The 8,550-nt window shown below is 73.3% G+C and carries 6 protein-coding genes and 2 pseudogenes; 1 reads left to right on the top strand and 7 read right to left on the bottom strand.

The window, feature by feature from the left end; genetic code table 11:
- From KSNIM_RS39355 to KSNIM_RS03710, 4 genes are all read right to left on the bottom strand, one after another.
- Positions 1–112: FAD-binding protein (locus KSNIM_RS39355; protein WP_411543841.1), on the bottom strand; the 112-nt coding region annotated here is incomplete at its 3' end.
- Complete coding sequence (locus KSNIM_RS03720; RefSeq protein WP_263101766.1) at positions 112–2,049, bottom strand: LodA/GoxA family CTQ-dependent oxidase; 1,938 nt, start codon at positions 2,047–2,049, stop codon at positions 112–114. The genes KSNIM_RS03720 and KSNIM_RS39355, both read right to left, overlap by 1 nt.
- Positions 2,050–2,211: 162 nt before the next feature.
- Entirely contained in the window at positions 2,212–3,072 is an 861-nt protein-coding gene (locus tag KSNIM_RS03715; protein ID WP_263101765.1) for an NAD(+)/NADH kinase, read from the bottom strand.
- A gap of 40 nt (positions 3,073–3,112) precedes the next feature.
- Positions 3,113–4,570, bottom strand: a complete 1,458-nt coding sequence (locus KSNIM_RS03710) for an ATP-binding protein (protein ID WP_263101764.1) — start codon at positions 4,568–4,570, stop codon at positions 3,113–3,115.
- 158 nt (positions 4,571–4,728) lie between these two features.
- Here KSNIM_RS03710 and KSNIM_RS03705 point away from each other — a divergent pair.
- Positions 4,729–5,940, top strand: a pseudogene (locus KSNIM_RS03705) (RNA-guided endonuclease InsQ/TnpB family protein).
- A gap of 13 nt (positions 5,941–5,953) precedes the next feature.
- On the opposite strand, the gene KSNIM_RS03700 reads toward KSNIM_RS03705, so the two are convergent.
- The 3 genes and pseudogenes from KSNIM_RS03700 to KSNIM_RS03690 all read right to left on the bottom strand — a co-directional run.
- Positions 5,954–7,630, bottom strand: a complete 1,677-nt coding sequence (locus KSNIM_RS03700) for an FAD-dependent oxidoreductase (protein ID WP_263101763.1) — start codon at positions 7,628–7,630, stop codon at positions 5,954–5,956.
- A gap of 140 nt (positions 7,631–7,770) precedes the next feature.
- Complete coding sequence (locus KSNIM_RS03695) at positions 7,771–8,241, bottom strand: hypothetical protein (RefSeq protein ID WP_263101762.1); 471 nt, start codon at positions 8,239–8,241, stop codon at positions 7,771–7,773.
- Positions 8,238–8,550 (bottom strand): annotated as a pseudogene (locus tag KSNIM_RS03690) (hypothetical protein); the annotation flags it as partial. The pseudogene KSNIM_RS03690 and the gene KSNIM_RS03695, both read right to left, overlap by 4 nt.

The raw sequence follows: 8,550 nt of genomic DNA, 5'->3' as shown, positions 1-8,550 counted from the left end.
GGACCGTCCGGCCGGCGCGGGCCAGCGTGAGGGCGGCCGCCGCGCCGGCCGGGCCGCCGCCGGCGACCAGCACGTCGTAGCCGGCGGCGCCGCGGCCGGAGCCGGCCGGCATCAGACGGAGTCGCGGAACGGTGCGACCTTGTCGATGAAGCCGGCCGTCACCTCGTCGGCGGAGTAGCCGCTGACGGCGATGGCCTGGTTGATCGCCACGGACGCGGCGGCCGGGTCGGCGGCCTGCGGGACGTGCAGGGTGACCAGGTTCTGGGTGTGCGGCACGCCGGTCAGGTCGATCGAGGGCGCCGACTCGACCTGGATGCGGTCCGGGAAGCCGGCGACGCCGTCGCGCACCTCGACGATGCCGAGCCGGTACCAGTCGTCGATCATCTGGTTGAGCTGCTCGGCGTTCTGCCCCTTGAGGCCGCGCAGCCACACCGCCCGGCGCTCGAAGGCCTCCGTCCGCTCGTCCAGCGGCCGGCTCTCGTCCACCACCACCCGGTAGTCCTCCTCGGTGAGGACGTGGTTGGGGACGCGGGCGGGCCAGAAGGTCGGCAGGTACGGGTCGTGGCGGGGGCTCAGGGCCAGCTCGTACCCGGAGCGGCAGCTCGCGGTGTCGGTCTGCCACGGCACCGCCATCCACCGGCTCAGGTCGCCCGGCCCCTGGGCGTACAGCGGCCCGTTCACCGAGAGCGCCGTCTCGGGGGTGAGCACCGTGCCGTACGACGGCTCGGGCCGGTCGGGGGAGCGGTGCCGGATCCGGAACGGCGCCATGTACATCGAGGCGTGGCGGATCGGCCAGGTGACCTCGCACCCGGGGTGGAACGCGTCCGCCAGGCAGAAGTCCAGGGCCGCACGGTCGAGCGCGGCGGGCTGCTCGGCGGCGGGCAGGTCCGCGAGCCGGTGCACCGGCCGGACGTCGGGCGAGCCCCAGTCGTCCTCGAACTCGCCGTCCGCCCAGTACTGGAACATCCGGTACTGGGTGGGCGACAGCGCCATGTGCTGCAGCGGGGTGCGCGGCGGGACGGCCATCCCGTCCCCGTACAGCCACGGCCACGGCACCGGTGAGCCGCCGTCGCGCCCGAAGTCCCGCAGGGCGTTGAACACCTGACGGCGCAGCGCCCGGCGGCCGGGGGAGGTGCTGCTCAGCCGCTGCATGGCCTCCGGCGTCACGAACGGCGCCAGCCCCTGGTGCCCGTAGAACCCGGCGAAGCCGTGGTTCACCCACTGGTGGTCGCAGAAGCGCTGGAGCACCGGTGCGATGTGCCGGGTGAAGGACACCTTCTCGGGAAAGGGCAGCGCGCCGGTGCCGACGAACACGTCGAACAGCAGGTCGTGGAGGGTGCGGATGCCCTTGAGCGCCGGGGCGTAGTTGGGCGGCCCGACGAGCACCCAGGCCGGGTCGACCGGCACGCCGCGGCCGCCGACGGTGACCTCGGCGGTGACCGGGCCGTCGGCGACGTCGTCGTGCCAGCCGTCGTTGTTGGCGTAGGTGTGCACCGGCACGCCGTTGTACGAGGCCGACGCTCCGAAGCCGCCGAACACCAGCAGTCGGCCGTCCTCGTCGGTGCGCAGCTCGCCGAGGTAGACCTCCTTGCCCATGAAGGTGCCGCGGCGGAAGTGGAAGTCCGGCCCGGAGACGCTGCGGCCGGAGATCCCGATCGCCCCGGGGTCGATGACGAGGTCCCGGCGGAGGTCCCCGGTGATGTCCTTGTTGCGCAGTTCGGCCGGCTTGGCGAGGGCGGCGTCCGGGATGTCCAGGGCCAGCTGGAACTGGTACCAGGCGGCCTTCTTGTTGGCCAGGTGCGCCGTCCACCGGATGTCGGCGTTGTCGGGCGTGAGCTCGGCGACGACCTCGCCCCGGGCGTTGTAGCCGTAGACGCGGAACCGCGCGACCTCGCGCTTGACGGCCCCGGAGGCGTCCTTGTAGAAGCCGGGTTCCTCCGGCAGGGGGTCCGGCACCTCGGGCGCGAGGTAGAACTCCTCCGGCGAGTTGCCCACCCGGGCGATCCCGATGGCGGGGTGGATCGCCGCCCGCACGACCTCGTCAAGCATAGGGACGGTGCCTCCAATGGAAGGTGGTCGGGCCGCGAGCACGGCCGTTCGTGGGCGGAAGACTATGGCGGGCGGAGCGTTGCCGGTCGTTCCGCCACGAACGACCACCTGAAGGAGTGAAACCCGGGCGCGGTACGGCGCGCCGCCCGCACCGACGACCCGTCAGCCCGCTTCGACGGAGCCGGTCAGGCGGAGCTTGCGCTGCGCCCGCTGGTAGAAGGTGGTGCGGCCGAGGCGGACGACCCGGGCCGCGGCGGGCAGCATGGTCACCTCGACGACGTCGCCCGGGCGGACGTGGCCGACCAGTCGGCCGTCCGCCTCCACGGCGAGGTCCCCGCTGTGCGCCAGCACCTCCAGGGCCAGCCGCTCGCCCGCGGAGAGGAAGACCGAGCGGTTGAACACCGCGTGCGGCGCCACCGGCGTGATCAGCAGCCCCTCCGCATTGGGCGACACGATCGGGCCGCCGGCGGAGAAGCTGTACGCGGTCGACCCGGTGGGCGTGGCGACCACCACCGCGTCCGCCGTGTACTGCACGAACGGCTGCTCCTGGACGCGCACGGCGACCTCCGCCGAGCGCTGCCCCGGACTGCGCACCAGCACCACGTCGTTGAGCGCCGTCTCGTGGCCCGCCTCGAACCCGGCCCGGACGCCGGAGCGCTGCTCGACGGTGAACCGGTGCTCGTCGATCGCGTCCAGCGCCGACGGCAGTTCCGGGATGTCGACCTCGGCGAGGAAGCCCAGCCGTCCGACGTTGACCCCGAGGACGGGCGCGTGCCCGCCGACCGCGAGGCGCAGCGCCCGCAGCATGGTGCCGTCCCCGCCCAGGCTGATCAGCAGGTCCGCGGACGCGGTCATCTCCTCGGCCCCCACCGGGATCGCGCGGCAGCCGATCCGGTGCACCTCCTCCGCCATCCCCAGCACCTTCGCACCCCGCCCGTGCCCCCAGTCGAGGACGGCGTCCACGGTGGACGCGCACTGGCGCTCGGGGTGGAGCACCAGCCCCACTGTGCCGATGTATCCCATCCCGTCCACCTCGCTCTCGGTCGGGCCGCCCGGCGGCCGCTCAGGACGGCTGCTCCACCGCGTCGGCCCCGGGGGCGGCCAGCGGCAGACGCACCTGGAACCGGGTGTCGCCCGGCGCGGACACCACCCGCAGGTCGCCGTGGTGCTTGTTGACGACGATGCGCCAGGAGATGTCGAGGCCCAGGCCCGTCCCCTCGCCCACCGGCTTGGTGGTGAAGAACGGGTCGAAGATGCGGTCGCGGATCTCCTCCGGCACGCCCGGGCCGGTGTCGCCGAACTCGACGAGCAGCCGGTCGCCGTCCCGTGCGGTGCGCACCGTCAGCGTGCCCTCCCCGCCGTCGCCGTCCATCGCGGCGACGGCGTTGTCGATCAGGTTCGTCCACACCTGGTTGAGCTCGCCCGGGTAGGCGGGGATCGCCGGCAGGGTCCGGTCGTACTCCTTGACCACCCGGATCCGCGGGCCGATCTTGCCGGAGACCATCAGCAGGGTGCTGTCGATCAACTCGTGCACGTCGGCCGTGCCGTAGGGCGCCCGGTCGAGCTGCGAGTACTGCTTCGCCGCGGCGACGAGCGCCGAGACGCGGTTGGTCGACTCCTCGATCTCGTTCATCAGCAGCTCGGTCTCGACGGTGTAGTTGAGCCACCGCACCGCCCCCTCCAGCAGGCCCTCGTCCGCCCTCGCCGCGACCTGGTCGAGCCAGTCGGTGTCCAGGCCGGCCTGGACGAAGGTGGGGGCGAGCTGCCAGCCGCCCGCGATGCCGTGCTCCTCCAGCCAGTCGCCGACCGCGTCCTCCCGGTCCGCCGCCTCCAGCGGGCTGAGCGCGATCGCCTTGGCGACCCGCTCGGCCGTCCGCTCCTGGACCTCGACCAGCGCCTCCAGGCTCTCCCGCCGGAACGGGCCCGCCGCGATCACGCCGAGCTTGTGCCGCATCCCGGCGACCCGCTCGCGCAGCGCCGAGGTGGCCCGGACGGCCGCCGCCGCGGGATTGTTCAACTCGTGGGTGAGGCCGGCGGACAGCGCTCCCAGGGCGAGCAGCCGCTCCCGCTGCCCGACCGCGGCCTGCGCGCTCTTGTAGCCGAAGAACAGCCCCTCCAGCAGGTGCACGGCCATCGGGAACCACTCCCGCACGACCTGCGCGAAGCTCTCCGCGGGCAGCACGAAGAAGCGCGAGCGCTCCGGCACCTTCAGCGAGCTGTTGTACACCTGCGGAACCCGGTCGCCCAGGTAGGACTGGAACGCCCCGGCGTACACCCCGCGGTCCGAGGTCCGGGTGACCTCCACGTCGGAGTCCCCGACCTTGCGGGAGAGCACCACCGTGCCCTCCAGCAGCACGTAGAAGCAGGTCGCCGGATCGCCCTCGGCGTACACCGGCCCCGGCCCGACCTCCACCACCGAGCCCTCCCGGCAGAGCCGGTCGAGCTGCTCCGGGGCGAGCTCCTCGAACAGGAAGAGGGTGGAGAGCTCCACCGGGTCGCAGGGCAACGGTGCGCCGGTCATCGTGATCCCTTCGCGGATGCCCCGGCCCTCGGGCCAGGGAAGGAACGGAGCTCCTGCGGAGCAGGGCGGGGAAAGCCGAATCGCCGCCAGAGCGATCGGGTGCCTGCGACCACCGGCCGACACCTGCCGCTCACACGGAAAGTGATAGACCGTGAGGTGTGACGCAGCAGGTCAAGCGGGCATTCAAGTACCGCTTCTACCCCACGGGCGAGCAGGCAGCCGAGCTGTCCCGCACGTTCGGCTGCGTCCGCCTCGTGTACAACAAGGCGCTGGAGGAGCGCACGCGGGCTTGGTGCGGCGAGCAGCGCCGCCTCTCCTACGTGCAGTCGTCCGCCGCGCTGACGGAGTGGAAGAGGACCGAGGAACTCGCCTTCCTGACGGAGGTGTTGTCCTCCGTCCCGCTCCAGCAGGCGCTGCGCCATCGTCAGACGGCATTCGGGAACTTCTTCGCCAAGCGGGCCAGGTACCCGCGACAGAAGAGCCGGAAGAAGTCCCGTGCGTCGGCCGAGTACACCCGCAGCGCCTTCAAGTGAGGTGACGGGCACCTGACTCTGGCCGAGATGGCGGAGCCGTTGGACATCCGCTGGTCGCGTCCGCTGCCCGACGGTGCGGAGCCGACCACCGTCACCGTGTCCTGTGACGGCGCGGGCCGCTGGTTCGTGTCCCTGTTGTGCGAGGACAGCATCGTCCCGGCCCCCACCACCGGTGCGGCGGTCGGCTTGGACGTCGGGATCAGTTCCCTGGTTGCGCTGTCCACCGGGGAGAAGGTCGCCAACCCCCAGCACGAGCGCCGTGACCGCGCCCGGCTGGTCCGCGCGCAGCGTGAGCTGGCGCGGAAGGCGAAGGGCTCGGCGAACCGGGAGAAGGACCGGCGCCGCGTCGCCAAGGTCCACGCGAGGATCGCCGACCGGCGCCGGGACTTCCTGCACAAGCTGTCGACTCGTCTCGTCCGTGAGAACCAAACAGTCGTGGTCGGGGACCTCACCGTCCGCAACCTGCTGCAGAACGGCAGGCGTGCGCGGGCCATTGCTGATGCGGCCTGGACGGAACTGCGCTCCATACTGGAGTACACGTGCGCCTGGTACGGGCGCGAAGTCGTCGTGGTCGACCGCTGGTTCCCGTCCAGCAAGCTGTGCGGGGCCTGCGGCACGGTCGCGGCGAAGATGCCGCTGAACGTCCGCGAGTGGACGTGCGGCTGCGGCGTCGTGCATGACCGCGACGTGAATGCGGCACGCAACATCCTGGCCGCCGGGCTGGCGGCGTCTGCCTGTGGCGACGGTGTAAGACCTCAACGGGAGTCCTCGCGGACGGGGCGGTCGTCGGTGAAGCGGGAACCCCGGCGGGCGACCGCCGGAATCCCCCGCCTCTGAGCGGAGGAGGAAGTCAAGACTGCTCCAGGTATCGGTGGGCGAGCATCACGGCCATCGCGCCCTCGCCGACGGCGGAGGCGACGCGCTTGGCCGACTCGGCGCGGGCGTCCCCGGCCACGAACACGCCGGGGATGTTCGTCTCCAGGTGGTAGGGCGGACGGTCCAGCTCCCATCCGGCCGGCAGCCGCCCCTCGGGCGCCAGGTCGGGGCCGGTCAGGATGAACCCGCGGGCGTCCCGGCGCACCGTGCCCTCCAGCCAGTCCGTCCGCGGCGCGGCCCCGATGAACACGAACATCCACTGCGCGTCGACGAGTTCGCTGCCGCCGGTCTCCGTGTCCCGCAGTGTGAGCCGCTCCAACTGGTGCTCGCCGTGCACCGCCTCCACCACCGTGTTGGCGCGGACGGAGATCGACGGGGCCTCCTCGACCTGCTGCACGAGGTAGTGCGACATGGTCGCCGCCAGCGAGGGCCTGCGCACCACCAGGGTCACCGACTTGGCGTTGCGGGCCAGGAAGATCGCCGCCTGGCCGGCCGAGTTGGCGCCGCCGACGATGTACACGTCCTGGCCCTGGCAGGCGGTCGCCTCGGTCAGCGCCGAGCCGTAGAACACCCCGCAGCCGGTCAGCTCCGCCGCCCCGGGGGCGTCCAGCTGCCGGTACGACACGCCTGTCGCGAGGATCACCGCATGGGCGGCGATCGCCGAGCCGTCGGCGAACCGGACGACCCGCGCCGCGCCGCCGACCTCCAGCCCGGTGACCTCCCGCGCGGTCAGGATCTCGGCGCCGAACTTCGCCGCCTGGCGCCGCGCCCGGTCGGTGAGCTGCGCGCCGGACACGCCGTCCGGGAAGCCGAGGTAGTTCTCGATCCGCGAGCTCTGGCCGGCCTGGCCGCCGGTCGCGGACCGCTCCACCAGGACGGTCCGCAGCCCCTCGGAGGCGCCGTACACGGCCGCGCCGAGCCCCGCCGGCCCGCCGCCGATGATGACCAGGTCGTAGAAGTCGGCGGCCGGGGTCGTCGCCAGGCCGACCCGGGCGGCGAGGTCCCCGTCGGTGGGCTCGACCAGCGCGGTGCCGTCCGGGGTGACCACCAGCGGCAGCCGGCGGCCGTCCTGGCCCGCGGCCGCGAGCAGCCGCCGCCCCTCGGGGTCGTCGGAGGAGTACCAGCGGTACGGCACCTCGTTGCGGGCCAGGAACTCGCGCACCGTCGAGGAGCGTGCGGACCAGCGGTGGCCGACGACCTTGGTGACGGCGACCTGGTGGTGGTCGGCGGCCCGCCACACCTCCAGCAGGTCGTCCAGCACGGGGTAGAGCTTCTCCTCCGGCGGTTCCCAGGGCTTGAGGAGGTAGTGGTCGAGATCGATCACGTTGATGGCGTCGATCGCCGCACCGGTGTCCGCGTACGCGGTCAGCAGAACCCGCCGCGCGTCCGGGTAGATGTCGATCGCCTGTTCGAGGAACTCGATGCCGCTCATCGCCGGCATCCGGTAGTCCGCGATGATCACCGCCACCGGATCGCCGCGCAGCTTCAGCTCCCGCAGGGCCTCCAGCGCCGACTCGCCGGACTCCGCACGCACCACCCGGTACGACTCGCCGTAGCGTCGCCGCAGGTCCCGGGCGACGGCGCGGGACACCGCCGGATCGTCGTCCACGGTGATGAGAACGGTCCGCGGCGGACCGGCGGCCTGAGCCATGGGGACCCCGTCCCGAGCTGATCGGCTTCCCGCCCTGGACGTCACCCGTCCGGCCACGCCCGAGCGCCGGTCATCCATCCTAGGGATGATCCGGGCACTTCACCACGAATGGTGCGGACGGCCGCCCGGCCGACCGGCGCTCAACCCGTGCACCGCCCGTCCCGGGCGACCACCCGGCCCGCCCGGACGGCCAGGTCCCGCCGGGGCAGATCGACCGCCACCTGCGGCAGGCACTCGCCCTCGACCGGCAGGAAGTCCGCCGGGGACCCGGGCGACAGATCCGCGACGGCCGGCCCGAGCAGCTCGCCGTGGCCCGCGGAGGCCGGCGCGAAGCACTCGGCCGGCTCGCCGTCCGTCCGCGCATCGGTCGTCCAGCCCGGCAGATGCGTGCGGTGCAGCATGTCGGCGTTGCCGAACGGGCTCCACGAGTCGCGCACGCCGTCCGAGCCGAGGCCCACCCGCCCGCCGTGCGCCGCCAGCACCCGGAACGGCAGCGCCTGGTGCGCGGACGGTGCCACGGTCGTCAGCCCGATCCCGGCACCGGCCAGCAGCTCCGCCAGGCCGTCCAGCGCGGCCCCGGCCGGCTCCGACACGCAGAACGCACGGCTCACCACCACCCGCCCTGCAGCCGGGCCGCCCTCGTCCGGGCGGCGATGCCCCGCAGCGGCGCCGGCCCGCGCTCCCCGGTGTCGTGCAGGTGGACGTCGACGAGCAGGCCGTGCTCCTCGGCGAGGCCGAAGACCCGGTCGAACTGGTACGGGCCCTCGCCCGCGGCACCCACCCCGTCGAAACCCGCCGGGTCGATCCCGCCCACGGCGTCGATCAGCCCGCTCGCCGCGGCCTCCGCGAGCAGCGCCCCGGCGTCCGGCGCCCGGCGTCCGCCGCGCCCCGTGCTGCGGGAAGGCCACCACCCGGATGTC

It is taken from the genome of Kitasatospora sp. DSM 101779 (genome assembly GCF_025655475.1).
Taxonomy (GTDB): domain Bacteria; phylum Actinomycetota; class Actinomycetes; order Streptomycetales; family Streptomycetaceae; genus Kitasatospora.
The sequence above is the reverse complement of the archived record's forward strand: the minus strand, read 5'-3'. Positions and strand labels throughout refer to the sequence as shown.

What these genes read in the sequence shown, in the direction of transcription:
- KSNIM_RS03715 (WP_263101765.1), bottom strand. Translation starts at nt 3,072, where the DNA reads ATGGGATACATCGGCACAGTGGGGCTGGTGCTCCACCCCGAGCGCCAG.
- KSNIM_RS03720 (WP_263101766.1), bottom strand. Translation starts at nt 2,049, where the DNA reads ATGCTTGACGAGGTCGTGCGGGCGGCGATCCACCCCGCCATCGGGATC.
- KSNIM_RS03700 (WP_263101763.1), bottom strand. Translation starts at nt 7,630, where the DNA reads ATGGCTCAGGCCGCCGGTCCGCCGCGGACCGTTCTCATCACCGTGGAC.
- KSNIM_RS03710 (WP_263101764.1), bottom strand. Translation starts at nt 4,570, where the DNA reads ATGACCGGCGCACCGTTGCCCTGCGACCCGGTGGAGCTCTCCACCCTC.